The sequence below is a fragment of the Streptacidiphilus sp. PAMC 29251 genome (assembly GCF_054208735.2).
This window is the reverse complement of sequence record NZ_CM135725.2, coordinates 1,133,529-1,159,262: the sequence shown is the minus strand read 5'-3', so window position 1 is coordinate 1,159,262 and position 25,734 is coordinate 1,133,529. Positions and strand designations below refer to the sequence as shown.

General features: G+C 69.5%; 20 protein-coding genes and 7 pseudogenes. 10 read left to right on the top strand and 17 right to left on the bottom strand.

Features of this window, described 5'->3' with window-relative positions; all coding sequences use genetic code 11:
- The first annotated feature begins 74 nt into the window (after positions 1-74).
- Positions 75-1,656, top strand: a pseudogene (locus ACXKR8_RS05460) (4-hydroxyphenylacetate 3-hydroxylase family protein).
- A 73-nt stretch (positions 1,657-1,729) separates the two neighbouring features.
- Here ACXKR8_RS05460 and ACXKR8_RS05455 read toward each other — a convergent pair.
- The 12 genes and pseudogenes from ACXKR8_RS05455 to ACXKR8_RS05400 form a co-directional block, all read right to left on the bottom strand.
- On the bottom strand, positions 1,730-3,139 hold the full coding sequence (locus ACXKR8_RS05455) for a class I adenylate-forming enzyme family protein (protein WP_458271743.1): 1,410 nt from the start codon (positions 3,137-3,139) through the stop codon (positions 1,730-1,732).
- 111 nt (positions 3,140-3,250) lie between these two features.
- A pseudogene (locus ACXKR8_RS05450) lies at positions 3,251-4,352 on the bottom strand (3-dehydroquinate synthase II family protein).
- Positions 4,270-5,184: a 2-amino-3,7-dideoxy-D-threo-hept-6-ulosonate synthase gene (locus ACXKR8_RS05445; RefSeq protein ID WP_462100342.1), complete on the bottom strand. Its 915-nt coding sequence runs from the start codon at positions 5,182-5,184 to the stop codon at positions 4,270-4,272. The pseudogene ACXKR8_RS05450 and the gene ACXKR8_RS05445 overlap by 83 nt, the downstream one beginning before the upstream one ends.
- A gap of 106 nt (positions 5,185-5,290) precedes the next feature.
- Positions 5,291-5,932: a DNA-3-methyladenine glycosylase I gene (locus ACXKR8_RS05440; protein ID WP_458271740.1), complete on the bottom strand. Its 642-nt coding sequence runs from the start codon at positions 5,930-5,932 to the stop codon at positions 5,291-5,293.
- A gap of 40 nt (positions 5,933-5,972) precedes the next feature.
- The gene (locus tag ACXKR8_RS05435) at positions 5,973-6,629 is read right to left on the bottom strand and encodes an alpha-ketoglutarate-dependent dioxygenase AlkB family protein (protein ID WP_458274908.1); all 657 of its coding nucleotides are present in this window, start codon (positions 6,627-6,629) and stop codon (positions 5,973-5,975) included.
- Positions 6,629-7,204 carry a hypothetical protein gene (locus ACXKR8_RS05430; protein WP_458271739.1) on the bottom strand — a complete coding sequence of 192 codons (576 nt, stop codon included), beginning with the start codon at positions 7,202-7,204 and terminating at the stop codon, positions 6,629-6,631. Before ACXKR8_RS05430 ends, ACXKR8_RS05435 begins: the two co-directional genes overlap by 1 nt.
- An 85-nt stretch (positions 7,205-7,289) precedes the next feature.
- Positions 7,290-8,054 (bottom strand): 2OG-Fe(II) oxygenase, encoded by a 765-nt coding sequence (locus ACXKR8_RS05425; protein WP_458271738.1) that lies wholly within the window; start codon positions 8,052-8,054, stop codon positions 7,290-7,292.
- Complete coding sequence (locus ACXKR8_RS05420) at positions 8,051-8,671, bottom strand: methylated-DNA--[protein]-cysteine S-methyltransferase (RefSeq protein WP_458271737.1); 621 nt, start codon at positions 8,669-8,671, stop codon at positions 8,051-8,053. The genes ACXKR8_RS05425 and ACXKR8_RS05420 overlap by 4 nt, the downstream gene beginning before the upstream one ends.
- Complete coding sequence (locus ACXKR8_RS05415) at positions 8,668-9,168, bottom strand: RNA polymerase sigma factor (protein ID WP_458271736.1); 501 nt, start codon at positions 9,166-9,168, stop codon at positions 8,668-8,670. The genes ACXKR8_RS05420 and ACXKR8_RS05415 overlap by 4 nt, the downstream gene beginning before the upstream one ends.
- Before the next feature lie 850 nt (positions 9,169-10,018).
- Positions 10,019-10,786 carry an SDR family NAD(P)-dependent oxidoreductase gene (locus tag ACXKR8_RS05410; protein WP_458271735.1) on the bottom strand — a complete coding sequence of 256 codons (768 nt, stop codon included), beginning with the start codon at positions 10,784-10,786 and terminating at the stop codon, positions 10,019-10,021.
- Positions 10,787-11,536 (bottom strand): HAD family hydrolase, encoded by a 750-nt coding sequence (locus tag ACXKR8_RS05405; RefSeq protein WP_458274907.1) that lies wholly within the window; start codon positions 11,534-11,536, stop codon positions 10,787-10,789. It lies immediately after the preceding gene.
- A gap of 274 nt (positions 11,537-11,810) precedes the next feature.
- Positions 11,811-11,987, bottom strand: a pseudogene (locus tag ACXKR8_RS05400) (ISL3 family transposase); the annotation flags it as partial.
- A 215-nt stretch (positions 11,988-12,202) separates the two neighbouring features.
- Between ACXKR8_RS05400 and ACXKR8_RS05395 the strand changes: the two are divergent.
- From ACXKR8_RS05395 to ACXKR8_RS05380, 4 genes are all read left to right on the top strand, one after another.
- A complete protein-coding gene (locus tag ACXKR8_RS05395; RefSeq protein WP_458271734.1) occupies positions 12,203-12,520 on the top strand; it encodes an IS110 family transposase in 318 nt (105 codons plus the stop codon).
- A gap of 15 nt (positions 12,521-12,535) precedes the next feature.
- Entirely contained in the window at positions 12,536-13,090 is a 555-nt protein-coding gene (locus ACXKR8_RS05390) for a transposase (protein WP_458271733.1), read from the top strand.
- A 343-nt stretch (positions 13,091-13,433) separates the two neighbouring features.
- Positions 13,434-14,018, top strand: a complete 585-nt coding sequence (locus ACXKR8_RS05385) for a hypothetical protein (protein ID WP_458271732.1) — start codon at positions 13,434-13,436, stop codon at positions 14,016-14,018.
- Positions 14,019-14,072: 54 nt separating this feature from the next.
- Entirely contained in the window at positions 14,073-14,246 is a 174-nt protein-coding gene (locus tag ACXKR8_RS05380; protein ID WP_458271731.1) for a CsbD family protein, read from the top strand.
- Here ACXKR8_RS05380 and ACXKR8_RS05375 read toward each other — a convergent pair.
- Together ACXKR8_RS05375 and ACXKR8_RS05370 are read right to left on the bottom strand one after the other, a co-directional pair.
- Positions 14,236-14,904, bottom strand: a pseudogene (locus tag ACXKR8_RS05375) (AI-2E family transporter); the annotation flags it as partial. The gene ACXKR8_RS05380 and the pseudogene ACXKR8_RS05375 sit on opposite strands and share 11 nt — an antisense overlap.
- A 48-nt stretch (positions 14,905-14,952) precedes the next feature.
- Positions 14,953-15,201, bottom strand: a pseudogene (locus ACXKR8_RS05370) (transposase); the annotation flags it as partial.
- Between the two features lie 298 nt (positions 15,202-15,499).
- Between ACXKR8_RS05370 and ACXKR8_RS05365 the strand changes: the two are divergent.
- Positions 15,500-16,792, top strand: a complete 1,293-nt coding sequence (locus tag ACXKR8_RS05365; RefSeq protein ID WP_458271730.1) for a carbohydrate-binding protein — start codon at positions 15,500-15,502, stop codon at positions 16,790-16,792.
- Between the two features lie 554 nt (positions 16,793-17,346).
- Positions 17,347-17,487 (top strand): annotated as a pseudogene (locus ACXKR8_RS05360) (flavin reductase family protein); the annotation flags it as partial.
- Between the two features lie 473 nt (positions 17,488-17,960).
- Here the strand turns inward: ACXKR8_RS05360 and ACXKR8_RS05355 are convergent.
- From ACXKR8_RS05355 to ACXKR8_RS05345, 3 genes are all read right to left on the bottom strand, one after another.
- Positions 17,961-19,562 carry a carboxylesterase/lipase family protein gene (locus ACXKR8_RS05355; RefSeq protein WP_462100341.1) on the bottom strand — a complete coding sequence of 534 codons (1,602 nt, stop codon included), beginning with the start codon at positions 19,560-19,562 and terminating at the stop codon, positions 17,961-17,963.
- A 262-nt stretch (positions 19,563-19,824) separates the two neighbouring features.
- The gene (locus ACXKR8_RS05350) at positions 19,825-20,655 is read right to left on the bottom strand and encodes a universal stress protein (protein WP_458271728.1); all 831 of its coding nucleotides are present in this window, start codon (positions 20,653-20,655) and stop codon (positions 19,825-19,827) included.
- A gap of 100 nt (positions 20,656-20,755) precedes the next feature.
- On the bottom strand, positions 20,756-21,343 hold the full coding sequence (locus ACXKR8_RS05345) for a hypothetical protein (protein ID WP_458271727.1): 588 nt from the start codon (positions 21,341-21,343) through the stop codon (positions 20,756-20,758).
- Between the two features lie 373 nt (positions 21,344-21,716).
- On the opposite strand from ACXKR8_RS05345, the gene ACXKR8_RS05340 reads away from it, so the two are divergent.
- The 3 genes and pseudogenes from ACXKR8_RS05340 to pflA all read left to right on the top strand — a co-directional run bounded on the left by ACXKR8_RS05340 (position 21,717) and on the right by pflA (position 25,730).
- Positions 21,717-22,583, top strand: coding sequence for a universal stress protein (locus ACXKR8_RS05340; RefSeq protein ID WP_458271726.1), 867 nt, complete (start codon positions 21,717-21,719; stop codon positions 22,581-22,583).
- Positions 22,584-22,724: 141 nt separating this feature from the next.
- Positions 22,725-24,990: pseudogene (pflB, locus tag ACXKR8_RS05335) on the top strand (formate C-acetyltransferase).
- The gene (pflA, locus tag ACXKR8_RS05330; RefSeq protein WP_458271724.1) at positions 24,987-25,730 is read left to right on the top strand and encodes a pyruvate formate-lyase-activating protein; all 744 of its coding nucleotides are present in this window, start codon (positions 24,987-24,989) and stop codon (positions 25,728-25,730) included. The pseudogene pflB and the gene pflA overlap by 4 nt, the downstream one beginning before the upstream one ends.
- The last annotated feature ends 4 nt before the right edge of the window (positions 25,731-25,734 follow it).

Genomic DNA, 25,734 nt, shown 5'->3' with positions numbered 1-25,734 from the left:
ACGAGGAAGTTCCACCACCGGGCCCTGACGGCCGCCGACGACAAACAGGTCACCGACCGGACAAGGAACAGGACATGACGCCAACGAATGAAGCCGCCGCGCCGCAGGGCCCGCCGCCCCGGGTGACCCGCCCGCTCACCGGTGACGAGTACCTGGAGAGCCTGAAGGACGACCGCGAGGTGTTCCTCTACGGCGAACGCGTCAAGGACGTCACCGCCCACCCCGCCTTCCGCAACTCCGCGCTGATGACCGCACGCCTCTACAACGCCCCTGCACGATCCGGCCAAGCAGGCGGTGCTCACGACCCGCACCGACACCGGCAGCGACGGCTACACGCACAAGTTCTTCCGCACCCCGCACAGCGTCCAGGATCTGGTCGGGGACCGCGAGGCGATCGCCGAGTGGGCCAGGATGACCTACGGCTGGATGGGCCGCAGCCCCGACTACAAGGCCGCCTTCCTCGGCACCCTCGGCGCCAACAGCGACTTCTACGACCCGTACCAGGCCAACGCCCGCCGCTGGTACCAGGAGTCCCAGGAGAAGGTGCTGTTCTGGAACCACGCCATCATCCACCCCCCGGTCGACCGCCACCTGCCCACCGAGCAGGTCCAGGACGTCTTCGTGCACGTGGAGAAGGAGACCGACAACGGGCTGATCGTCTCCGGTGCGAAGGTGGTGGCCACCGGCTCGGCCATCACCCACTACAACTTCATCTCCCACTACGGCCTGCCGCTGCGCGACCGGAAGTTCGCCCTGGTGGCCACCGTCCCGATGGGCTCGCCCGGCCTGAAGCTGATCTGCCGGCCCTCCTACGCGGCTGCGGCCGCCGTGATGGGGAGTCCCTTCGACTACCCGCTGTCCAGTCGCCTGGACGAGAACGACACCATCTTCGTGATGGACAAGGTGCTCATCCCCTGGGAGAACGTCTTCCTGTACGGCGACGTGGACAAGGTCAACGCCTTCGCCCCGCAGTCCGGGTTCCTGGAGCGGCTCACCTTCCACGGCTCGATCCGACTGGCCGTGAAGATCGACTTCATTGCCGGCCTGCTTCTCAAGGCCGTCGACATGACCGGCAGCAAGGACTTCCGCGGCATCCAGGCCCGGGTCGGCGAGGTGCTCGCCTGGCGCAACATGTTCTGGGCACTCAGCGACGCCTCAGCCCGCAACCCGCAGGACTGGAAGAACGGCGCCCTGCTGCCACGGCTGGACTACGGCATGGCCTACCGCTGGTTCATGACCATCGGCTATCCGCGGATCAAGGAGATCATCCAGCAGGACGTCGCCAGCGGCCTGATCTACATCAACTCCAGCGCCGAGGACTTCGCCAACCCCGAGATCCGCCCCTATCTCGACAAGTACGTCCGCGGCTCCAACGGTTACGACTCGGTCAGCCGGGTCAAGCTGATGAAGCTGCTGTGGGACGCGGTCGGCTCCGAGTTCGGCGGCCGGCACGAGCTCTACGAGCGGAACTACTCCGGCAACCACGAGCAGATCCGCACCGACATCGTGCAGGCACAGGAGGCCAGCGGCCAGCTCGACCAGTACCGCGGCTTCGCCGAGAAGTGCTTGGAGGAGTACGACCTGGACGGCTGGACCGTACCGGACCTCGACTCCTTCCACGGCCTGCGCGAGCAGCGCAACCGACTCTGGAGCTGACTGGGGGGTGTCCACAGAGAGGCCCGGGGCCGGTCCGCGAACCACCGCGGACCGGCCCCGGGCCTTCGGGCGGTTACCGGCCCCGGGCCTTCGGGCGGTTACCGACCGCGACCGGCGGGGGAGCCCAGCCGCGTTCGGCCAGCCGGGCCCGGTCCCGGAGCAGCTTCCCGCTGGCCGACCGCGCCAGCTCGGGCACCACATGGAACCGTCGAGGCGCCGACGTGGTGTCAAGGAACCGCTCGCACCAGGCCGAGAGGTCGGCCGACCGCAGTTCCTCGGTGCCGGACACATGCGCCTCCACCGGGTCGGGCCCCAGCACCACCGCGTCGGTGACATGCCGGTGAGCCCGCAGCACTGCCTCGATGTCCAGCAGATCCGCGCCCGCCCGGGTCCGACCGGCCCGGCCGCGCAGGCTCAGCACCCCGGTCGCCGGATCACGCGTCACCAGATCGTGCGTCTCCAACCAGAACCCGTCCGCCGTCGTTCTGGACGGTGCGGTCTCGTACGGGTACGGCCAGGAGGGCATGAGCACCTGCAGCGCCCCGCCGACCGTCCGGGTGCGCACTCCCGGCATCGGTACCCCCAGCGTGTGCGGCCCGCGGCCGCCCGCCAGGTCGGCGGCCACCAGGCCGGTCTCGGTGGTGCCATAGGCCTGGCCCACCAGCACCCCGTACCGCCGGGCGAACGCGCCCGAGGTCTCGCCGGCCAGCACGTCGCCGCCGGAGACCGCCAGCCGCAGCGACGGCAGCCGCAACCCGGCCGGGGCCTGTACGAGCATGCCGAAGTGACGGGGCCGGCCCAGGACGACCTGGGCGCCGGTCACCGCCTCGACCACCGCGTCGCGCTCCCCGCACGCCGGGAACACCAGCGTCGCCCCGACCGCCAGGGCGTGCAGCACCCCGCCGATCAGCGCGAACGAGTGCGCCACCGGCTCCAGTACCGCGACTCGCTCCCCGGCCCGCGGCATCAGCGCCAGCGTGCCGAGCCGGGCCACCTCGGTCATCAGCGAACCCGGTGTGCGGCCCACCGCCTTGGGGCGTCCGGTGGTTCCCGACGAGAACTGCACCAGGCAGTGGTCGGTCCGCGCGGACCGGCCGTCGGGCCGGCGCCGCACCAGCACTTCGCACTCCGATACGAAGAGCTCCTCGTCGCGCCTCAGTTGCCCGAGCGTCAGCACGAACTGCGGGGAGCTCAGTCGCAGCAGCGCCTCGCGCTCCGCGAGGCTCAGCGACGGCTCCAGCAGGATCACCTGTGCACCCAGTGACCACAGCGCGAAGACCGACCAAAGGTGGGTGAAACTCGGCGAACCGTGCAGCGCCACCGTCGAGCCAGGGCGGATTCCGTAGGACGTCAGGATCCGGGCCAGCCGGGCCGTCTGCTCACGCAGCGCTCCGAAGTCCATCGTGTCCGTGCAGTGCGCCCACGCCGCCTCCGGGGCACCGGCGGCGAGCAGTCCCTCGCCCCACCAGCCGTCGTCGTTCATCGTCCCTCCGGGTCGAACTGTCCCCGCCGGTCCGGGGCCGCCCCGCCGGTACTGCTGCGGCGCGGCCCCGGACCGGCGTGTGCGGGCTTGCTTCCCCCACTTCTTCTCCTGCTACTTCTCCACGCAGAACTCGCCCACGGGCCAGCCGACATGGCGCTTGTCGGTGGCGACATGGCCGAGCACCTGGTCGCCGTGCTTCAGTTCCGTCACGTTCAGCACGCTCGCACCGGGGCCGAGCACCCGCACATGCCAGTCGTCCTGCACGATCAGGTTCACCTCGACGCCCTCGGGCGAGGTCGCCTTGATGCTGAGCAGCGGACGCGACTCCAGTTTGATCCGGCCCACCACGATCCGGCGGGTCCGGCCGTCGGCCCCCACCGCGAGCACCGCGCTGCCGGCCTTCAACTCACTGAGGTAGTTGGTCCGGTTGTCCTGCCCGAACACATAGGAGTGCAGCGCTCCGGCGTTTGATCCGGAACGGCCGGGTCGGCATGTAGGGCAGCGGGTGCGTCTCGCTCACACACAGGATGAACCCGTGTGCGTACGAGCCGATCAGCATGCCCTCGTCCTTCTCGAAGTGGGTGCAGGTGTCGATGCACACCCGGTCGCCCAGCCCCAGGTGCTGGATCGACTGGACGGTCAGCGTGGTCAGGTTGAGGTCCGGGGTCTTCACCCGGAGCAGTTCCACCAGCTCGAACACGTCGTTGGCGTCCTTGGGGGCGAACAGAATGCCCTCCGACCCCTTCTCCAGAACGTCGATGATGACCTTGGCCTCCTCCAGGTCGTCGGCCTGGCAGATCAGTTGGCCCGGGGCGTGGTCGGCGGCCGCGATCACGATCTCCAGCGGGATCTTCGTCGGGTCCTTGAACTGCACCACCGTGTAGGGCAGTGCGATCGCGGTCTCGCAGGCCAGGCTGAGCGTGGGGTCGTCGGTCACGTTCACCAGTGCCGCGATCTCCTTGGCCCCCGACAGGTGCCGGGCCCTCAAGCGGTTCAGCGCGTCCTGGCCGGCCACCTCGTGCAGCACGATCAGGTCGTCGGACGGTCCGTCAGCGTCCTGGCTCTGCGGCCGGTCGGCGCCGAACAGGATGCGCTTGACCGTCCCCGGCAGGATGGCCAGCGTCTCGGGGTCACTGTCGACGATTCCGTCCACCCGGGCGTGGATGGCGGCGTCGATGACCGCCTCGCGGTATTCGGCGGGGACGGTACGCATGTCGATCCAGGCGAATTTCACAGGGCTCCTGCCAGTTCGTGATAGGGGACGGACTTGTCTGCGAGCCCGCGGCCGTGGACGATCGCGGCCAGCTGCTCGACCGCCTGCTGCGGGGAGGGCTGCTGAAGACCCGGCGGCCCACTGCCACACCGGCACAGCCGGCCGACAGCGCGGACAGGGCGAACGCCGAGAGGCTGTCCTCGGACCCGCCACCGCCGGCGACGATGATCGGCAGAGGGGATCCCGCGACCACCTCCGCCATCCGCTCCGACGGCGAGGCCAACAGCGTCTTGACGATGTCGACGCCCAGATCGGCGGCGACGCTCACCACATGAGCGATGAGATCCGGGCGGTGCGGCTCGTCCACCCGCGGCCCGCGCGGGTACATCATGGCGATCAGCGGCATGCCGAACCGCTCGCACGCCGCCGCCACCGCCCCGAGCCCGCTCAACTGCTCGGCCTCGGTGTCGGATCCGATGTTGACGTGGACGCTGACGGCGTCCGCGCCCAATCGCACGCACTCCTCGACGTCACCGACGAGGACCTTGGCGTCCGCGTCAGGGCTCGCGCTGGTACTGGCACTCAGGTGGACCACGAGCCCGGTGTCGACCAGGAGGTCCGGCGGGATCAGCCGCGCCCTGCCCTTGTGGACCACGATGGCGTCCGCGCCTCCGCCCACGATCGCCGACACCAGGTCCGGGAACCCCGCCGCACTCACGATCGGCCCGTCGGAGACGGAGTGGTCCAGTGGGATGAACAGGTAGCGGTCGTCACCTCTCCGGGACAGTCGCGCCAAGCGCAGTGCCTTCCCGGTCAGCGGCATGATCGTCATGACTCGCTCCTTCGTTCGCGACAACTCTGTGTCATGGCTGCACCCTGCCAAGAGCCGCTGAAGGATCGAGCCAAGCGGGGTTCCGGTCAGCCCCGGGCAACCGCTGTCAGCGGGAGGTCCAGACGCCGGAACTGCCGCGGCGGTGGCTGCCCAGCAGGTGGGTGTCGACCATGCCGATCGCCTCCATGAGGGCGTACATGGTGGTGGGCCCGACGAACACGAAGCCCTTGCCGCGCAGCGCCTTGGACAGGGCCAGCGACTCCGGCGAACGGGTGGGGATCTCGGCGAAGGTGCGAGGCTCCGGGGTGCGGTCGGGCCGGTGCGACCAGACCAGGTCGGCCAGTCCGCCGGCGTCGCGCAGGGCCCTGGTGGCACGGGCGTTGGTGACGGCGGCGCGTACCTTCCGGTGGTTGCGTACGATGCCCGGGTCGCCCAGCAGCCGCTCGATGTCGTCCTCGGTGAACGCCGCGACCAGGTCGGGGTCGAAGCCGGCGAAGGCCGCGCGGAAGGCGGGGCGCTTGCGCAGGATGGTGGCCCAGGAGAGTCCGGCCTGGAAGGCCTCCAAGCTGATGCGTTCGTACAGCCCCTGCTCGGAGCGTACCGGCATGCCCCACTCGGTGTCGTAGTAGGCGCGCAGCAGCGGGTCGGTGGCCGCCCACGGGGGCCTGGCCAGGCCATCCACGCCCAACACCGCCCCGTCGGTCGTGGGTTCGGCTCGGGGGGTCGCTGAATGAGGTACCGGGGGCATGGTGACTGCCATTCGTGTCTCGTGTGGTGGTGCCGGAGCGTCAGGTCAGGCCGCTCTGGCGCAGGGTGACGTTGATCCGACCGGTCGGCTGCCCGCAGTCGGCGGGAGCGGTGCCCGGAAGGGTCCTGGGCACGCCGTGATAGCAGAAGCGGGAGGCGCCGCCGAAGACGAAGAGGTCGCCGGAGGCGAGTTCCACGTCGGTCCAGGGCCTGGTGCGGGTGTCCGGGTTGCCGAAGCGGAACACGCAGGAATCACCGATGCTGAAGGAGACCACGGGCTGATCGCTGCGCTCGTCCTTGTCCTGGTGCAGGCCCATCCGCGCGCTGTCGTCATAGAAGTTGATCAGCGCGATGTCGGGCCGGTAGTCCTGGGCCGCGACGGAGTCCTGCCAGGTGTCGGCGACGGCGGCGCGGCCCAGGTCGGCAAGCCAGTCCGGCAGTTCCGCCACCCGCCCGCCGCCGGCGTCGTCCGCGGTGCGGCTGTAGCGGTAGGGCTGCCAGTGCCAGCCCAGGCACACGGTGCGCACCGACATCCGGTGCCCGCCCGGCAGCGTCGCCGCTCGGGCGGCCACCGGGCCCAGCGCCCAGGCATGGCAGGAGGCGGCCAACTTCCTTTGCTGGGACGGATCCAGCCAGCCGGGCACATGCACGGCGCCGGCCGCGAGATGCCGGCGAGGCGGCGTGGGCAGGGGAAGCATCATGTCGTCTGTCCGTGATGGGTCCGGTCTGGGACGGGGGTGGCTCCGGGACGGGGGTGGTTCACGAGCCGGGAGCCGTCGATCTGCCAGCTGCCGCCGTCGCGGTGGGCGCCGCGCAGACCGTCGAAGGTGCCTGCCCCGCCGTGGACGATGAGGTCCTGGTGCGCGAGGGAAGCGGTGGCGACCGTGCGCGCGGGGTCCCAGGCGGTGGAGAGGGCCAGCCGTCGGCCCAACTGCACCCAGCCGGGCAGCAGACCGCTGACGATCCAGGCGTCCGGCTCCGAGCGGGTGAACCGATGGGCCTGCCGCAGCCAGGAGGCAGCGTGCTCGGGCCAGGTCACCGTGTCCAGGACGACACCGCCCTCGTCCCGCCAGCGAGAGCCCAGCAGCCAGGCGGTGCGCAGGCACTCGGGCTCCCGGGCGGTGCCGATCACGACGGTGGCCGGACGCGGACGGAGTTGGCCCAGCAGCCGGAGGACCGCGTCCTGCTCCGCCCCGGCCAGCGGCTCCGCAGGCGGAGACGGAACCGGGTACGGGCTCAGCGGGGACCGTTGTCCGGCCCGTGCGATGCTCATGATGCCTCCTCAGGGGGCGTGATCGGGGGCGGCGCACGCCTTCGCGGCCCAGTACCGCTCCTGCCCTGCTGCCGTCCGGCTCGGCTCAGGCAGCGTCGTGCAGGACGAGGCCGAGGGTGTGCCGTCGACCCGTGCGGACCACGGACACCCCGTGCCGAACGGGGGCAGCGGACCAGCCGCGGGTGTTCCGCACCGGCCGGTCGCGGGTGGTGAACACCAGCCCGTGCCCCTGCGGGACCAGGACGGAGGTGCCCCGCGACTGGGCCCGGGGACGCTGTTCGACGAGCAGGAACTCGCCACCGGTGTGATCCTCGCCGGGTGAGCTGAGATTGATGACAGCCTGCAGCGGAAACACCTTCTCGCCGTAGAGGTCGCGGTGCAGCGCGTTCCAGTCGCCGGCCTCGTAGCGCAGCAGGATCGGGGTGGGCCGGACCTGTCCGGCCTGGTGGCACACGTCCAGCCACTCCGCCAGCGTGTCGGGCCATTCGGCGTCGCGGCCCAGCTTGGCGTACCAGTCGCGGGCGATCGGCAGCAGCCGTGGGTACAGCTCCTCCCGGAGCCGCTGGACCGCGGTCGGGAAGGGACGGTCGAAATAGCGGTACTCGCCGCTGCCGAAGCGGTAGCGCCGCATGTCGATGGTGGCCCGGAACAGCTCGGCCTGCTCGTAGAGGGCGGCGATCTCCGCGCACTCGGCCGGGGTGAGCAGCTGCGGCAGCAGAGCGCAGCCGTGCTCGTTGACCTCGTCGGTGACGGCTGTCCAGTCCGCCCCGGCGATCCGCAGGGCGAAGACGTCCTGCGTCTCCGTGGCGTCCAGGCTGTCGCTGCCCGCCCGTTCGGTGATGGTGGTCATGCCGCTGCCTCCAGCGAGAGAAGGATGTGCTTGGCGTCGGTACCACCGACGTACTGCCCGGCCGTGCCGTCGGAGCGCACCACCCGGTGGCAGGGCACGATGACCGGCAGCGGGTTGGTCGCGCACGCGGTACCCACCGCGCGGACCGCCCGGGGGCTGCCCGCGGCGAGAGCGACCTGGGCGTAGCTCTCGGTGCCTCCGTAACCGATCCCGGCGAGGTGGCGCAGCACCTCGAGGCGGAAGCCCTTGGACAGTCGCCAGTCCAGCGGGAGCTCGAAGGCCCGGCGTCGGCCGGCGAAGTACTCGTCGATCTGCCGACTGGCCTGGTCGAGCCGGGCCGGTGCGTGCAGGATGCGCGGGCTGACCGTGCCGGACAGATGCTGCAGCACCGCCTGGTGGTCCTGGACCGCGAAGGCGACCCTGACCAGGCCCTCCTCGGTCGCGGCCAGCAGCAGCGAGCCCACCGGGGTGTCCAGGGTGCGGTAGGCGACGTCGAGGATCCCCTGCTGCTGCGCCCGGGCCGCCAGGCGGGCGCGCAGCCGGGACATCGTCGCGTCGTCGTCGTAGGGCAGGGCCGCGAACAGATCGCCGCTGGTGGGGTCGGATGCGGTTGTCATGGTCGGGCCCCTCCTCTCTCGTTGGTCACTCCTGGGTATGTGCTGCGCAGGGCCTTGATCCCGTCGGCCGCCGCCCTGCGGGCGGCTTCGGTGCTGCCGCCGGTCAGGTCGGCGATCTCCTGGTAGGGCAGACCGACCAGGTAGTGGTACGCCACGGTCTGCCGCTGCCGCTCGGGCAGCGCCTTGAGGGCCTGCCAGAGGTCGCCGTCCCAGTCCTGCGGCGTTCCAAGCGTGCTGGGGCGCTCGGGGAGCTGCTCGACCGGTGCGGGCCGCCGGAAGTTGGCCCGGGTGACGTCGATCGCCTTCCGGTGCGCGACCGTCACCAGCCAGGCCCTGACGTTGGCGTCCGCCGGAAGGTCCGAATAGGCCTTCATCGCCGCCAGAAACGTCTCGGACCAGGCATCCTCCGCGTCGTTGGGACCCAGCACGGCCCGCACGACGCGGAGCACCGTGGGCCCGTGGTCGGTCACGATCTGTTCGAATGGTGGCTTGGTCACACCAGGTAAACGACCGGGCTGCGCAGAACGTGAGGTCGGCATTCCAAAAAAGTTGTTCGGCTTTGATCCGGGCAGGCTCCCCAAGGCTCAGCAACTGCCTTTCGCCGTCCAGTTCGCCGGCGCACCGGGTCACGCTGCCATCGGCGTCCACCACTCGGCGGCAGGGGGGACGATCACGGGGACCGGGGTCCGCGGTCCGGTGTACGAGGCCCGGGCCCGGCCGCACCTCGATCCCCTCAAGGCCCTCGGAGGCCTCTTCGGCGCAGACCTGGGCGCCTTGCGCGAGCCGGCCCCTGATCAGTGCCGCGGGCAGTTCCGCGGGAAGTTCCGCGAGAGACGGCGCCAGAGTGCCCTGACACGCGGAGGTCAGACCGCCGCAGAATCGACTCCCAGCCCGGCGGTTGGTTTGGCGGCGAACACCCATCGGTTGTTCGCCAGCGCGTCGTGGGGCTCGGGCCGCGGGCCGCGTCCGTACTGGTGGGTGAATTCGAAGGGGGGTGCGGGTGGTGGTGGACCAGCCTCTGCGTTCCAGATCGGCGGCGGAGCCGGGCCGCGGTTGCGGGTCGAACAGGGCTAGGAGGTCCACGCCGATCTGCTGTTTGGTCGAGGAGTAGACCGGGTTGTCGCGGACCGCGGGTCGTTCTGTGCCGAGCTTCACCTCGTAGGCCAGGGTGCTTCCGGCGGGGCTCAGCAGCCGGATCTCCACCCGGTGCCGGGCCGAGGCCTGCGCCACCCACTGGTCCAGGGCGCCGTCCAGCAGATGGAACTTGTACGCCATCACGACCGGGCCGAACTCGCAGTCGGGCCACTGCTGCCGCGCCCGCCGCAGTGCCAGGAGCCCTGCTGACTACTAGGCGGCGGTCACGCCGCCGTCGACGGCCATGGCAGTGCCGGTGACGAAGGAGGAGAGGTCGCTGCACAGCCAGGCCGCCGCCTGGGCCACTTCGGTCGGCGCCGCCATTCGCTTCTGGATCGCGTGGGACAGGAAGATCTCTTCCAACTCCGGGGTTTCCTTGAGGACTTCCTGCATTATCTCGGTGCGGGTGCTGCCGACGACCAGCGCGTTGACGCGGATGCCGTGCTGCCCGTAGTCCGCCGCTGCGGCCTTGGTCAGCCCGATCACCGCGTGCTTGGCTGCGACATAGGCGGCCGAGGCGCCTGTGGCCCGGACGCCCGCGACGCTGGAGGTGTTCACGATTGCCCCGCCGGATGCGAGCATGACCGGGATCTGGTGCCGCAGGCAGTTCCACACGCCCTTGACGTTGACCTCCATGGTGCGGTCGAAGACCGTGTCGGCAGTCTCGTGCAGTGCTGTCCCGGCCGTGGCCCAGCCGGCGTTGTTGAAGGCCGCGTCCAGTCGGCCATAGGCCCCCACTGCGGATCTGACGGCGTGTTCGACATCGGCCGAGGACGCCACGTCACCCGGCACCGCGAGGGCCTGGCCTCCGGCCGCTGCTATCTCGTCGGCGACGGCGCGCAGCCGGTCCTCGCGGCGGGCCATCAGCACCAGCGCCGCGCCCTCGGCGGCGAACAGTCGAGCGGCGGCGGCACCGATGCCGCTGGAGGCCCCCGTGATCATTGCGACTCTTCCACTCAGCATACGTGCCCCGCTGCTCATTCAACTCTCCTCATGGGTGGGACTGTCCTCGGCTCTGGGCGCCCATACGGTGCCGTGGGCGGCGTCGGCATCGATCGCGCGCAGCATCGCCTCGTCGATGGAATGCAGTGATGCGACCTGATAGCGGACTCCGGCCCGGCGCATCAACTCGGGCTGGAAGCTGTGCTCGAAGCTGCTGGGGTGACCGATGAAGGGTACGTCCAGTGTTCGGGCGGCCTCCGCCACCCGGGCGACGTCGTCAATGAACAGGCAATGGCTGTGGGGGAGTTCGAAGACATCGGTGGCGATTTCGTGAATACCGGGGCGGAAGGCGTTGGTGCAGACATATCCGGGGCCGTCGAACAGCGCCGAGTACTCACCGAAGAAGGAGTCGAAGTGGGCACGGGGCAATCCGCCGTAGCAGACCGTGGCAAGTCCCAGACCGCGCAACCGCTGGACCAGGTCGATCGCGCCGTCCATGAACTCGACGGGGTGTGTCCGAAGGTAGTCGGCGCGCTCCACGAAGTAGGCGGCCAGCGCTTCCCGCCCGGTGAGGGTTCCACCCACCGCCTGCGCGAGCTCCTCACCTGCGACATGCCGGGGCTGGGAAAAGATTCTTCGCTCGGTGTCGGCTGTGTACTGGCCTCCCCGGCTGACCACGAAGTGGTGGATCACCGGGCTGAAGGTGTCGTTGAGCAGTACGCCGTCGATGTTGATTGCGGCCAGGCGCAGGCGGGTCAGCGGGTGCGGTTGGTGGAGCCCTGTGGTCATCTGCACTCCGCTGGTCGGTTTGGTGCCGGGCGTTGGGCGCCGGGTTTGATTGTCCGGGCCGGGTTGACCTCGGTGCGCATGACGATGGCAGGTACGGCGATGCCGGGGAGGAGGATCCGCCACGTTCTTACCGCTCGTTGCGGCAGGTCGGCCCTTCCGCTGACCACTTCGGCGTACATCTGCAATCTGGGCCCAGTCCTGGTAGGGCGTCGCATCGTGCACCGCGAACGACGCCTGCTCGGTGGTGAGTCGGACCCCGGCCCGCAGCATCCGTCCGGCCGTGGAACCCGTGCACCCGCCCCGTCGGTGTCCCGCACACCGGACACGGAACCGGAACATCCCGCGTGCTGGCCACCACCCGAGTCAGGTCTCCCTCGTCGGCCACACTCTCGACGATCGAAGCAGACAGGCCCGAAAGTACCACACCGACAAGCGAGTTGACGTCGTCCATGCCTCAGGCTCGCACACCATGACCCACAGCTACCACCGATTACGGGACAGTTGTTGTATCCGCTGTGCTGACGCCTGTGGAGGCCCGAAAATTGGCGTGGGCCGTCCGTCGAAGCCGTTTGCTCTTTGGGGCTCGAACCCGGGGGACAGTCTGGTGCGGGAGCCGGTCCGAGGGGCTGTGAACTGTTGCTTCGAGCACGCCGCTCAGATTCTCGCGTGCCCTCTCGGCTCCCCGGACGGCCCATCGACCAGATCCCGAAGGGGTATTGGAGGGAGGAGATATGGGAGTCGCGTGGACTGGAATGCTGGCTGGTCAACGCGCGCGACGTGAAGAACGTCCCGGGCCGGCCGAAGACCGACCGGCTCGACGCGGTCTGGCTGGCCGAACCGCGCGAGAAGGGGATGCTGCGGCCCTCCTTCGTCCCACCGCGTCCCGTGCGGGAACTGCGCGACCTGACCCGGGCCCGAACCGTCTTCGCCCAGGACCGCGCCCGCGTCAAGCAGCGCGCCGAGAAGCTCCTGGAAGACGCCTAGATCAAGCTTTCGGCAGTGGCCACCGACATCTCCGGAGTCTCCGGGCGGGCCATCATGGACGCGCTGGTGGCAGGCGAACACCACCCGCGGACGCTGGCCGGCCTGGCCCAGGGCCGCCTGCGCAACAAGCACAACGCTCTGGTCGACGCGCCCACCGGCAACTTCACCGCCCACCACGCCGACCGGCTCGCCACGCTGCTGGACACCGTGGACCACCTCAGCGCCCGGATCGACGGGCTCACCGTCCGCATCGAGCGGCATCTGAACCGCGTCAGCGAGCCCCACGACACCGGCCCACCGCCCGGGCCCGCCTGCGCCACTGCCCAGACCCGCGCCCAGCACGCCGCCGCCTTCCCCGGCGGCCTGCCCGACGTCGTTGTGCTCCTGGACGCCGTTCCCGGAATCGGACCCGTCACCGCCCAGATCATCCTCGCCGAGATCGGATGGGACATGAGTGTCTTCCCGACCCCGGGTCACCTGGTCTCCTGGGCCAACCTCTCGCCCCGCACGATCCAGTCCGGCGGGAAGAACACATCGAGGCCCACCGGGCACGGCAACCCCTGGCTCTAGGGAGTCCTGGACGAAGCCGCCGCAGCCGCGGCACGGACCGACACGTTCCTCGGCGCCCGCTACCGACGCCTGGTCAAGCACATGCCGCACAAGAAGGCACTCGTCGCGGTCGCCCGCTCCATCCTGGTGATCGTCTGGCATCTCCTGGCAGACCCCCGGCGCTACAGGACCTCGGCCCCGACTGGCACCAGCCTCAGCGTTTCATGAGGTCTGGGGCGCTTGGTGAAGTTAGTGCGAGAGGTGCCGCCCGACCTGCGATGATCTGACTTGTCCAGAGATTGATCAACATCAGGGCGGGGCACCTGTTCGGTGCACGATGCGGGAGTGGTTCAGGGGCATCGCGGTGTCCGCCGCCAGCTCGGCACAGCGAAACAACGGGGCCTTTGCGGATGACGACCTGCACAGAGCCTCACCGGAGGAGATGGACCTGTCCGCCAGACACTCACTCTCGCGCACGCTCGCCGGATTCGAATGGCGCCGCAGGGACCGCACTGATCAGAAGCCAGTACCGCTTGAGCTCCTCCTCCTGGACGGGGTCACTGCTGAGGTGCGGCGGATGGTGGTTGAGGAGGTGATTCGGGAGGTCGCCCCGAGTGCGGCTTCGGTCGGCATCGATCTGATCTCGGACCTTCCCTGGCCTTCGGACGCCCAGGCCGCCCTGACTGCGATCACCGACGCGACGGGGGCCCGGGAGGGAGAGACCGCCGTCGTCCTGGATCTCACAGACGAACGGCAGTGCGAATGGTTCATCACCCTGGTGCCGCATACCATCTCCGCAGAGATCTGGGGCCCGTCTGGGTCAGGACTCTCCTTCTGCGCGAGTGACACCGGATCGGTGATCGGGTGGGACCTTCCCCCTGAGAGGTGGGAGCGTGTCCGCGCCCGGCTATGGAGCCGAGGCGTTGATCCCGACTCGGCAGCACACTGACCCCGGGGCTTCGCCGGGACAGCCGGGTTGGTTGACGGAGTGAGGGAGATGACCATGGGTGCCGACGACAAGGCTTCGAACGCTGCGGACAAGCTCAAGGGCAAGGCCAAGGAGGGTGCCGGCAAGGTGACCGGCAACGAGCGCCTTGAGGCCGAAGGCAAGGTCGACCAGGTCAAGGGCGACGCCAAGCAGGCGGTCGAGAAGGTCCAGGACGCCTTCAAGGACTGACCGGCCCAGAGCAGATGGCAGGGGGTCCGCCTACGGGGCGCGCCCCCTGCTCGGATGTACCGGTCAGCGCCTGCTGATGCGGGGGAAGACGGCGTCGTCCAGGATCAGGCCGATCGCGACGGCGATGGGGATGGCGAGCAGGGCGCCGATGATGCCCAGCAGTGATCCGCCGATCAGGACGCCTGAGGATGGTGACCAGGGGGTGGACCTCGACGGCGTACTTCATCGCCCGGGGCATGATCAGGTAGTCCTCGGCGACGCGGAAGACGATGTAGAACACGGCGGTGGCGATCGCCACCGGGAGCGAGACGACCAGGGCGACCAGGGACACGACGATGCCGCCGATGGTGGAGCCGATCATGGGGATCAGGTCCATCACGGCGACGAACACGCCCAGAGCCGCGGGGTAGGGGACGCCGAAGGCTTCGAGCCAGATGAACGTCGCGACTCCGGCGATGACAGAGGTGGCGAGGTTGCCGAGCATGTAGCGGCCGGTGCGCAGCAGGATCTCGTCGGTCAGCACGGCCGCGTGCTCGCGTTTGCTGCCGGAGACGAAGCGCAGGCCGAAGGCTTTGAGGGAGGGCAGGCCGGCGAGGAAGTACATGGTCAGGGTGATGACCAGGATCAGGCCGGTCAGAGTGGTGGCGACCAGTTGGCCTGCTCCCATGACGCCGTCCAGGACGTTGCCGCTGCCGGTGCCCAGGGCGTCCCCGGTCGCCCAGCGGGCCGGGACCCCGGCCGCCAGGGCCGTGACGGTCATCTGTGCGGCCAGGCGGGGCTTGGTGGCGAACCCGACCGCCTCCGGGATGCCCGAGGCGCTGCGACGCTCGGCGTTCTGGCACCAGTTCTGCTCGGGAAGGTAGAGGCGACGGTCGACCAAGGCTCGTCCACGCGCGGATGAGTAGGCAAGGAACACGCCGACCTGGGCATTCTCTATCTTTCCCGCCGCGCCGGAGAGTCCATTCCGCAGCACGGCGCGCGGCAACAGGGAGCCGGCCAGCTGGAATGGGAAGGCTGAGACATCTCCCCGCGGCCCGCCCCTGCTTTCGCGTGCGCACCGCCGCGGACTTGGGCGGCGCCAACAGCCTGACGGAGGCCCACCCGTTTCGCGACGCCGGATTCTGGTCTGTACCAATACGCGCTAGTGGTCTTGACCAATCTTGGCGGCGGACATACAAAAGTCGTCAACTTGCCTGTGCCTCGGCGCAGGTGAGCCGATTGGTCGCCCCCACTCCTCTCCCCCTGGAGGATTCATGCGCCTTGGAAAGCGGATTCTTCGCACGGCACTGGCGAGCTGTTCAGCCCTCGGCCTGGCCATCGGTGGAACGGTCCTGGCAGTGGCCTCGGCGCCCGCCGCGCAGGCGGCCACCACCTGCGTCACGGCCTGGAGCGCCGCCACGGTGTACACCGCAGGCCAGCAGACCAGCGAGAACGGCACCAACTACACGGCCAACTACTGGACCCAGGGCAACGACCCGGCCACCAGCAACGGCGGCAGCGGTTCTGGACAGCCCTGGACCTCCAACGGCGCCTGTACCGGCGGCTCCTCCGGCGGCGGCGGGGGCGGAGGCGGGACCGGCGGGACCGGGACGGGCTCGGTCAGCGGCCTGCTCCTGAGCCCGTATAAGGACGTCACCATCAATATGAACTGGAATACCTACCAGATGCAGTCGGCGGCCGGCGGGTCCGTGCGGCCGCTGGTCGGATCCGGCAGCATGGTGTCCCAGTACGTCCCGAAGCTGCCTGCCGTCAGCGTCGCCTTCGCCACCGGCTCCTGCGGCAGCGAGACCTGGGGAGGCGTCTCGGGTGCCAACTGGGCCGCCGAGAACGTGCCCCAGCTCCACTCCGCCAACCTGAACTACGTGGTGTCCACCGGCGGTGCCGCCGGGACGTTCACCTGCGGCTCCACCTCCGCCATGAACTCCTTCATCTCGCGCTACACCAGCTCGAACCTGGTCGGCATCGACTTCGACATCGAGAACGGGCTCAGCTCCTCGGACATCACCAATTTGGTCAACGCCGCGGCCGGCGCCCAGGCCACTTACCCCAAGCTCCAGTTCAGCTTTACCCTGGCCACCCTGGGCGCCTCTGACGGCTCCTACGGCGGCGTGAACTCGCTCGGCAACCAGGTCGTCCGCGCTGTCCTGGGCTCCAGCCTGAAGTCGTACGTCATCAACCTGATGACCATGGACTTCGGCAACGCTTCCAGCAGCGTGTGCGTGGTCTCCAGCAGCACGTGCGAGATGGCCCAGTCCTCGATCCAGGCAGTGAAGAACCTGGAGCACACCTACGGGATACCGGCCGGAAAAATCGCCGTCACGCCGATGATCGGCATGAACGACAACACCAGCGAGACCTTCACCACCGCGGACGTGGACACCTTGTCGTCCTACGCGAAGAGCAACGGCCTGGCCGGCGTCCACTTCTGGTCCCTGGACCGAGACACGCCCTGCAACTACACCTACGCGTCGCCCACCTGCAACTCCGTGTCCAGCACAACCCCGCTGCAGTACACCAAGAGGTTCCTGGGCGACCTCGGGTACTGACCCCTCCGGGGTGACTGCGGGCCGTGCACCTCGCGTGCACGGCCCGCCTTCCCGCGTCCCCGCCGCAGGAGCAACACGTCCACGAGCAGTCCAGGTTCCTGGCAGCGCGCCTGCAGTGCCCTCGCCGTTGCGGATGGCATGGATTCCGGTGATTCGGCCGTTGGTGACCTCCGTCAGGAAGACGCCCTGGAGGCGGCCCAGGCCGTGGACCGCGATCGCGGGAGCGCTGTTGCGGTTGATCATCTCGATCCGCAGGTCTGCCAGACGCCCCTTGCGGAAGATGTTCGTCAGCACTGCTGCCACCTTGTCCGCGCCCACGACCGGCCGACGAGCCGCAGTCGTGCGCCCCCCTGGCTGTCGGCGGTCCACACGACGTCCGGCGCGAGCAGCGACAGCAGTTCTTCGAGGTCACCGGTGGCGGCCGCACTGACATTGCGGGGTCGGCTCCCGGGTTCGGATCCATTTGGCATTCGGGACGTTCCTCAGCCTCGTGGTTTAGCCGTGCCGTTGACCTGGTGGGACGGTCCACGGCCCGGCGCGGGATACTGATCGCCATGCGCACTGATTTCGACCCACAGGTGATGGAACCGGGAGCCTTCTACAAGCTGCTGACCGCGGTAGTGGTGCCGCGGCCGATCGCCTGGGTGTCCACGTTGAGTTCTGCCGGGACGGCGAACCTCGCCCCTGCGAAGTTCGGTAGAAAGCAGTATCGCAGTTCGTGACGTTAACCCAGGTCAAACACCATGGCAAGAGTCCTAGCGCGATCTGGAACCGCACGGTGCAGACCGAAGCAATGCTCAGGACGCTGGCACGCCAAGTGGCTGCAGCAACTGCCGACGTGGTGTTTCCTCCGACGCCCTTGCCCCTGCTGGGGCCGCAAGAGGTCCCGCCGGAGACCCCTGACCCCCAGTCGGGTGCCAAAGGTATATCCCCGCCTAAATTAGGCGCTAGTGCACGCTATGCGTGCGCAAAGCGTGCACCCGTAGGAGCAGCCTGGCGGCCTGCGCAGAATGTGTGGTCGCTCTCCGCAGAAACGGTCCCAGGCGCGGTGAGCACATGCTGGCTCATATGGACACGATGCGTGACTGGGGAACAGTCCCGCAGGTGCAGGGAGCACCACTCCACCGCAACCCTGGATCGACTCAAGACGTGGGGGTCCGTGCTCCGGTCAGTTCGCGCTGCTCCAGAAGACGCAGTGGTGTTCGCCTGCGACATTGGTTTCCAGATCGGGCCCGGGGGCGTTGAGGGAGAGCAGGGACGGGTGGGCGCTGGTGAAGCGGGGCCAGGGGGTTTGGTCGGAGGCGTGGGGGTGTCCCTGGTGGGCGAAGCCGGTCCAGTCCTGCTGCATTGTGGCGGCCAGATCCTGTTGGCGGGGTGTGAAGATGCCAGGGTTGGCGGTGTTGGCCAGGGTGAACAGGTACTGGACCTCTGATTCGTGGGCCGCACCGTAGGGGAAGCTGACCGGTGGCAGGTAGCGCTCGGGTGCGTTCTCGTCGTTGAACTCGTAGGCGTACGTGGGGACGTACGCCGCCATGGACTGGTCGATGGTCAGCGCCGGGCAGGCGAAGCTGTCGTCGGTCCATGCCGCGCTCAGGGCCTCGGCTGGGTTCGGGTAGTCGCTCGGCGGGTACTGGGTGGCGATGATCGCGGCTGTCTGGGGGGTGACCTTCAGTTCTGCTTCGATCATGCCCTGGTAGTCGGCGACGGTGACGACCGGGTGGCCTTCGAGTTCGGCCTCGGCGACGAACAGCCGCCGTTCGTCCCTGTTGGAGCCGTTGATCACCGGGACGCGGTTGAACTGCCCGCTGGCGAGGGCTGTTCGGATGGACCGTGGGAGGACCTGTCCGTCGATGTCCGGCTGGTAGCCGGACGGGTTCTGGTCGTCGAGGATGGTGGACACCGGCAGGTTCCGCAGACAGGAAGCCGTTTCGGCCCTGGCCGCACCGGTACACCCCGCGGTGGTGGCGAATGCCTGGCCTGCGGTTTCGGCAGCGGCGAGAGGTGTCGTGTCGAGGCCGTAGCCGCCGCTCTCGATGACGGCCTTGGAGAACAGGCCTTTGGCTGCGGGGGAGGCGAGTTGCGCCAGGACGCTCAGTCCGCCGGCTGATTCCCCGAACAGGGTCACCTTGCGGGGGTCGCCTCCGAAGCGGCCGATGTTGTGCTGGACCCAGCGAAGAGCGGCCTGCTGGTCCATCAGCCCGTAGTTCCCAGCGGCTCCGTCGGTGCCGGCCAGGGCGCGGTCGGCGAGGTAACCGAGCGCGCCGAGGCGGTAGTTGATGGTGACAACGATCACTCCTCTGTGCACCAACGGGGTGGGGTCGTAGTCGTCGCTCTCTCCCACGATGTTCGCGCCGCCGTTGATCCACACCATGACGGGAAGGGGACGGTGTGCGGCAGCGGTGCGGCTGGTCGGAGTGAAGACATTGAGGTTCAGGCATGCTTCCGAGGTGCCGGCCTCCCCGAACGCCGAGCTGGGCTGAGCACAGTGGCTGCCGTATGCGGTCGCGTCCTGGACGCCTCGCCAGTGGGCGACGGGCTCGGGGGCGTGCCAGCGCAGGGCGCCGACCGGTGGAGCCGCGTAGGGGATGCCCAGGTATTCGTTCGCGGTACTGGTGGTCCTGCCTTGGACGGCTCCGTCGTAGGTGCGCACCACCAGGCTGCTGTTGGGGGGTCGGTCGGTGGCTCGGTTGGGGGCGGTGCTCGCGCTGGCAAGGGCCGTGGTGGCGAAGAGCACGGCGATGACCAGGGAGGTGGCTGTGACGGCCCGCAAGGATGCTTGCTCGTTGGGAGCAGGTGATTTCGGCATTCGCTCTCTCGTTCCGGTTGCTGGGGCGGGTGACGGCAACGCGCTGCCGGTGGTCCCCTTCTCAGACTGACGGTCAGCTGATGTACGGCGGAGGTTGCCAGCGTCGACTCCGTCGGGGCGAACTCCTTCGTTCGGTAACGGTTCCGTGGCTCACCTCTGGTGTGTGGTGCCGGTCTCCGGAAGGCGGATCTCCTCGGCGACGTGTTCGCTGCGGGCGCCCGGACCGTCAGGGGTACGGGACGATGGCCACCGGGCAGGCCGCGTGGTGCAGCACGGTGTGGTTGACAGGGCCGAGGCGCGGACCCGCACGGCCGGATCGGCGCTGAGCGCCCACCACCAGGAGATGTGCGTCGGCTCCGGCCCGGAGCAGGACCGAGCCGGCGCTGCCGGGCGCGTTGTAGCGCCGGACATCGACCCCAGGAGGCGGGTTGGGAAGGACGACGGCGGCGACGAGGGCCCGTGCCCGCTGCGCCGCTGTTTCGTCGGCCCTGGGGGCCGGCAGCCCGAGCGTCTCGGCCTCGGACTGCCAGGCGTGCACAAGGTGCAGACTCGTTCGGCGCAGGGCCGCCTCCCGCACCGCGAAGTCGATCACGGATCCGGGGGTTCCATGCGGACCGATGCCGAGGACCACGCCCCCACCCCACGGCTTGCGCCGGTTGGGGTCACCGCGTACCACCACGACGGGAAATTCCGCCTGTGAGACCACCGCCAGGCTCACCGAGCCGAGAAGGGCACCGGTCAGCGCGCCGTGGCCGCGCGATCCCAGAACCAGCAGTTGCGTCGTCCCGTCAAGCGCCAGGAGTGCGGGCACCACGTCCCGGGTGAGGCTTTCGACGGTCACCGCGACTCCGGGACGGTGCCGGGAGGCTCGTTCGCAGGCTGCGGCCAGGAACACCGGGGTTTCCGAGCGTGCGGCTCCGACATCGGGCGGCGAGGTGCCCGCGTGCAGCAAGCGCAGGGGGACGTCGCGGCGACACGCTTCCTCCGCCGCCCAGTCCACCGCGTGCGGGTTCGATGGGGAACCGTCCACACCCACGGTTATCCGGCTGATCGGCATAGTCCACTCCTCATGCGCGTTGATCGCTCGGCCGGTGGTCTTCCCGGGTGCCCGAGGGGCGTCTCCGTGCTGGAGAGGCCCCTCGGGCACGCCGTGCATGTCAGGCGGCGCTGAGCTCAGGTCCCACGGCGGGGTGCGCCAGGAGCTCGGCGCTGTCCGGGACCCTCCGGGCGTGTCGGATGCCGAGGCCGACCAGTACCGCGAAGAGCAGCGCCATCACGAACGAGGCGATCGCTGCCCACAGGGCCAGTGTGGCGAAGACGGAGAAGGCGTAGGCCTCCAGTAGCAGGCCCCGCAGCGTCGTTCCCTGGAAGGAGGTCTGGACCTCGGCGGCCAGCGCGGCGTTCTTCGGATCGGCCCGCGACGCGCTGCTCACCTGGGAGTAGACGCCCCCGTACGGCATCTCGGAGAGGTGGACGGCGATGTAGTGGTCGGCGTAGGCCTTGGCCTGGTCCCCGGTGGTCAGCTGCTGGCCGGCGTACTGGTCGAGGTAGGGGCTGATCTTCGGGTCGGCGAGAGCGGTAGTGCCCTTGGCGGGGAAGACGATCTGCTGCTGGGCCAGTTGGCTGTGGACGCTGGAGTCGGCGAAGTTGTAGCCCCAGGTCGCCAGACCCCCGGCGATCAGCAGCATCAGGACGATCGCTATTCCTCCGACGCTGGCAAGGAGGTCGAATACTCTACGGCGCATGACTGGCACCTTCCTTTGTCCTTCTGGGCTGGTTTCCTGAGCATGTGTCACCTCCCGGGAAGGACGACAGGGCCGTTGGTCCCGTCCCTCACCGACAACCGGGTCCTCGACCGAGGCCGCGCCCGTCGAGGGGTCGAACCCCATGAAGCGTCCCGTTCTCGCGGCGGTGGGTATCGTTTGCCCACTGCATGCCTGGGTCCTGCTCCGATTGCCTCCATGGGTCGCCCAGTACGACGGGTTGACAGGTAGGGGACCACCGGCACCCGGATTCGCCCCGATAGGCCCATCCCCGGCGAGCGGTTGACGGGGTCAGGGTGGGCGGGTGTCGGGGCCTCGGTCGTGAGGCCGCTCCCACCTGAGAGGTCGAACCCCCATGAAGCGTCCTGTTGTTGCCGGGGTGGACGGTTCCCCGCAGAGTCTCGCCGCTGCCCGGTGGGCTGCGCGCGAGGCGGTCCTGCTGGGTTCACCGCTGCGTCTGCTCTACGCCTGGCCGTGGCTGCCGCACCTGTACCCCGGGTCCCCCAGTCCCGATGCCCTGCAGGCTGATGCGCTGCGCATGCTCACCGGTGCCGGCGCTGACATCCAGGCAGACTTCCCCGACCTGGCCGTCGACACCGAGATGCTGTCGTACTCGACCGTCGACGGGCTGCTCGCGGCGGGGGACGACGTGGAGCTGATGGTCCTCGGATCCCGTGGAACAGGCGGCTTCCGGAACCTGTTGGTCGGTTCCACCAGCCTGGCGGCGGCGGCCCGCAGCACCTGTCCGGTCGTCCTGGTGCCCGACGGCGAGAGCCCGGAGGGCGCGGTCGCGTCGCGCCGTGAGGTCGTCCTGGGACTCGACGCCCGCCACTCCAGCGACGCCCTGATCGACTTCGCCCTGCGCACTGCCACCAGCAGCGGTTCCTCCCTGCGGGTGGTCCACGCCTGGAGCCCGCCGCCGCTGTGGTCGGTCAACCCGGTTGACCCCGGGGTCCCGGAACGCGACCGGATGCACCGGGAGTCGCGGCTGCTTGCTGAGGCTCTGCACGGCTGGGCCGAGAAGTACCCCGGTACACGCATCCACGCTGAGGCCCGCCCGGGCACGGCCGCGGCCGTCCTGGTGGACGAGGCGACCAAGGCCGGGATGCTGATCGTCGGACGTCAGGTCACGCGGCCGGTCCTGGGAATGCGCCTGGGTCCGGTGGCCCACGCGGTTCTGCACCATGCGATGTGCCCGGTCGCGGTGGTCCCGCACGACTGAGCAGTGACACAGATCGCTGCCACTCAGTCGCGCAGGGGACCATCGGGCCCAGGAAGGGCCGGGTGGGCTCTGCTGCCGGCGGGCCGCCCGGACGGACGATGACAGAGCAGAGGGAACGGCCCACCCAGCACAGGAGCAGTCATGACGACCGTGACCACCCGCCCGACCACCGGATCCCCGCAAACCGCCTGGCGCGGCTTCACCGGAACCGCCTGGCGCGAGCGGATCGAGGTGCGCGACTTCATCCAGGCCAACTACACGCCCTACGAGGGCGACGGCTCCTTCCTGGCCGGCCCCACCGAGCGGACCCGCAGCGTGTGGGGGACGGTCGCTGCCCTCTTCCCCGAGGAGCGCCGCAAGGGCGTGCTGGACATCGACGCCACCACCCCCTCCACGATCACCGCCCACCGGCCCGGCTACATCGACCGCGACCGGGAACTGATCGTCGGCCTGCAGACCGACGCCCCGCTCAAGCGGGCGATCATGCCGTTCGGCGGCTGGCGGATGGTGGCCGGCGCCCTCGGCACCTACGGCTACCCGGTCTCCCCGGAACTGGAAACGCGTCTTCACCCAGTACCGCAAGACCCACAACGACGGCGTGTTCGACGCCTACACCCCGGAGATGGTCCGCGCCCGCAGGGCCGGCATCGTCACCGGGCTGCCCGACGCCTACGGCCGCGGCCGGATCATCGGCGACTACCGGCGCGTCGCCCTCTACGGCACCACCGCACTGATCGCAGCCAAGCGGGTCGAACGCGCCCGCCTGGACCACCAGGCCTCCACCGCCGAGGTGATCCGCGACCGCGAGGAACTCTCCGAGCAGATAAGGGCCCTGGGTGAGCTGGAGCGGATGGCCGCGACCTACGACTGCGACGTCAGCCGCCCGGCCGGCACCGGCCGCGAGGCGGTCCAGTGGCTCTACCTGGGCTACCTGGCCGCGGTGAAGGAGCAGAACGGCGCGGCCATGTCGCTCGGTCGCACCTCGACCTTCCTGGACGTCTACCTGCAGCGCGACATCGAAGCCGGCGAGCTGGACGAGAGCGGCGCGCAGGAGCTGGTCGACGACTTCGTGGTCAAGCTGCGGATCGTGCGCTTCCTGCGCACCCCGGAGTACGACGCCCTTTTCTCGGGCGACCCGACCTGGGTCACCGAGTCCATCGGCGGGATCGGCGCCGACGGCCGCACCCTGGTCACCCGCACCTCGTTCCGCTTCCTGCAGACCCTCTACAACCTGGGCCCGGCCCCCGAGCCGAACCTCACCGTGCTCTGGTCGCCGCGGCTGCCCGAGGGCTTCAAGCAGTTCTGCGCCCAGGTGTCCATCGACACCTCCTCGATCCAGTACGAGTCCGACGAGCTGATGCGCCCGGTCACCGGCGACGACACCGCCATCGCCTGCTGCGTCTCGGCGATGACCGTCGGCAAGCAGATGCAGTTCTTCGGCGCCCGGGTCAACCTCGCCAAGGCCCTGCTCTACGCCGTCAACGGCGGACGCGACGAGATCAGCGGCGTCCAGGTCGCCCCGCCCTCCGCCCCGGTCGAGGGCGAGTATCTCGACTACGCCACCCTGTACGCCGCCTACGACCACACCCTGGACTGGCTCGCCGACGTCTACGTCAACGCGCTCAACGTCATCCACTACATGCACGACAAGTACGCCTACGAGCGGCTGGAGATGGCGCTGCACGACCACCCGGTGCACCGCTGGATGGCCTGCGGCATCGCCGGCCTCTCCGTGGCAGCCGACAGCCTGTCCGCCGCCAAGTACGCCCGGGTCAAGGTGATCAGGGACGACAGCGGCCTCGCCGTCGACTACCTGGTCGAGGGCGACTACCCCGCCTACGGCAACAACGACGACCGGGCCGACGCGATCGCGGTGGACCTGGTGGACTCGTTCATGGGCAAACTGCGCCGCCACCCGACCTACCGAGGCGCGGTGCACACCCAGTCGGTGCTCACCATCACCTCCAACGTCGTCTACGGCAAGCACACCGGCAGCACCCCCGACGGCCGCCGTGCCGGAACTCCGTTCGCCCCCGGCGCCAACCCCATGAACGGGCGCGACCGGCACGGCATGGCCGCCTCCGCCCTGTCCGTCGCGAAGATCCCGTACGACCACGCGCGCGACGGCATCTCGCTGACGTCCACGGTCACCCCCGAGGGCCTGGGCCACGACCCGGCCGAACGGGCCGGCAACCTGGTCGGCCTGCTCGACGCCTACATCGCGTCCGGCGGCTTCCACCTCAACGTCAACGTCCTGGACCGGGCCACCCTCCAGGACGCCATGGAGCACCCGGAGAACTACCCGGACCTGACCATCCGGGTCTCCGGATACGCCGTCAACTTCGTCCGCCTGACCCGCGAGCAGCAGCTCGACGTGATCAGCCGCACCTTCCACGGCGCGCTGTGAACCGCGCCGCGGACCCCACCGGTCGGATCCACTCCTGGGACCTGTCCACCGGGGTGGACGGGCCAGGGACCCGGTTCGTGCTCTTCCTCAGCGGCTGCCCGCTGCGCTGCCTGTACTGCGCCAACCCCGACACCTGGCACATGCGCGACGGCACGCCCACCACCGTCGACGAGGCGATGGAGCTGATCGGCAGGCACGCCGCCTTCGTCCGGGCCGCCGGCGGCGGAGTGACCCTGACCGGAGGCGAGCCCCTGCTCCAGCACGCCTTCGCCGCCGAGATCCTGCACCGCTGCAAGGAACTGGGCCTGCACACCGCACTGGACACCTCGGGCTTCCTCGGCGCCGCCGCCGACGACCGGCTGCTCGCCGACACCGACCTGGTCCTGCTCGACATCAAGTCCTTCGACCTGGCCACCTACCGGAGGCTGACCAGCCGTCAACTGGGCCCGACGCTCAGCTTCGCCACCCGCCTGGACCGGCTCGGCATCCGGGCCCGGATCCGCTACGTGCTGGTCCCGGGCTGGACCGACAACGCCGAGGCGATCGACGGCCTGGCCGCATTCGTGGCCGGCCTCGGCAACGTCGAACAGGTCGACGTGCTGCCCTTCCACAAGCTGGGCGCCCCCAAGTACGAGACCCTCGGCATCCCCTTCCCACTGGCCGACACCCCGGTACCGGACGCAGCCCTGACCGAGCGGGTACGCGGCCAGTTCCGAGCCCACGGCCTGAAGGCCTACTGACCTG

Excerpts from the sequence above, each read along its gene's own strand:
- ACXKR8_RS05350 (WP_458271728.1), bottom strand. The coding sequence starts at position 20,655 with ATGCCGATCAGCCGGATAACCGTGGGTGTGGACGGTTCCCCATCGAAC.
- ACXKR8_RS05430 (WP_458271739.1), bottom strand. The coding sequence starts at position 7,204 with ATGAGCATCGCACGGGCCGGACAACGGTCCCCGCTGAGCCCGTACCCG.
- ACXKR8_RS05420 (WP_458271737.1), bottom strand. The coding sequence starts at position 8,671 with ATGACAACCGCATCCGACCCCACCAGCGGCGATCTGTTCGCGGCCCTG.
- ACXKR8_RS05340 (WP_458271726.1), top strand. The coding sequence starts at position 21,717 with ATGAAGCGTCCTGTTGTTGCCGGGGTGGACGGTTCCCCGCAGAGTCTC.
- ACXKR8_RS05440 (WP_458271740.1), bottom strand. The coding sequence starts at position 5,932 with ATGCCCCCGGTACCTCATTCAGCGACCCCCCGAGCCGAACCCACGACC.
- ACXKR8_RS05365 (WP_458271730.1), top strand. The coding sequence starts at position 15,500 with ATGCGCCTTGGAAAGCGGATTCTTCGCACGGCACTGGCGAGCTGTTCA.
- ACXKR8_RS05455 (WP_458271743.1), bottom strand. The coding sequence starts at position 3,139 with ATGAACGACGACGGCTGGTGGGGCGAGGGACTGCTCGCCGCCGGTGCC.
- ACXKR8_RS05435 (WP_458274908.1), bottom strand. The coding sequence starts at position 6,629 with ATGCTTCCCCTGCCCACGCCGCCTCGCCGGCATCTCGCGGCCGGCGCC.
- ACXKR8_RS05410 (WP_458271735.1), bottom strand. The coding sequence starts at position 10,786 with ATGAGCAGCGGGGCACGTATGCTGAGTGGAAGAGTCGCAATGATCACG.
- ACXKR8_RS05445 (WP_462100342.1), bottom strand. The coding sequence starts at position 5,184 with ATGACGATCATGCCGCTGACCGGGAAGGCACTGCGCTTGGCGCGACTG.
- ACXKR8_RS05425 (WP_458271738.1), bottom strand. The coding sequence starts at position 8,054 with ATGACCACCATCACCGAACGGGCGGGCAGCGACAGCCTGGACGCCACG.
- ACXKR8_RS05380 (WP_458271731.1), top strand. The coding sequence starts at position 14,073 with ATGGGTGCCGACGACAAGGCTTCGAACGCTGCGGACAAGCTCAAGGGC.
- ACXKR8_RS05405 (WP_458274907.1), bottom strand. The coding sequence starts at position 11,536 with ATGACCACAGGGCTCCACCAACCGCACCCGCTGACCCGCCTGCGCCTG.
- ACXKR8_RS05345 (WP_458271727.1), bottom strand. The coding sequence starts at position 21,343 with ATGCGCCGTAGAGTATTCGACCTCCTTGCCAGCGTCGGAGGAATAGCG.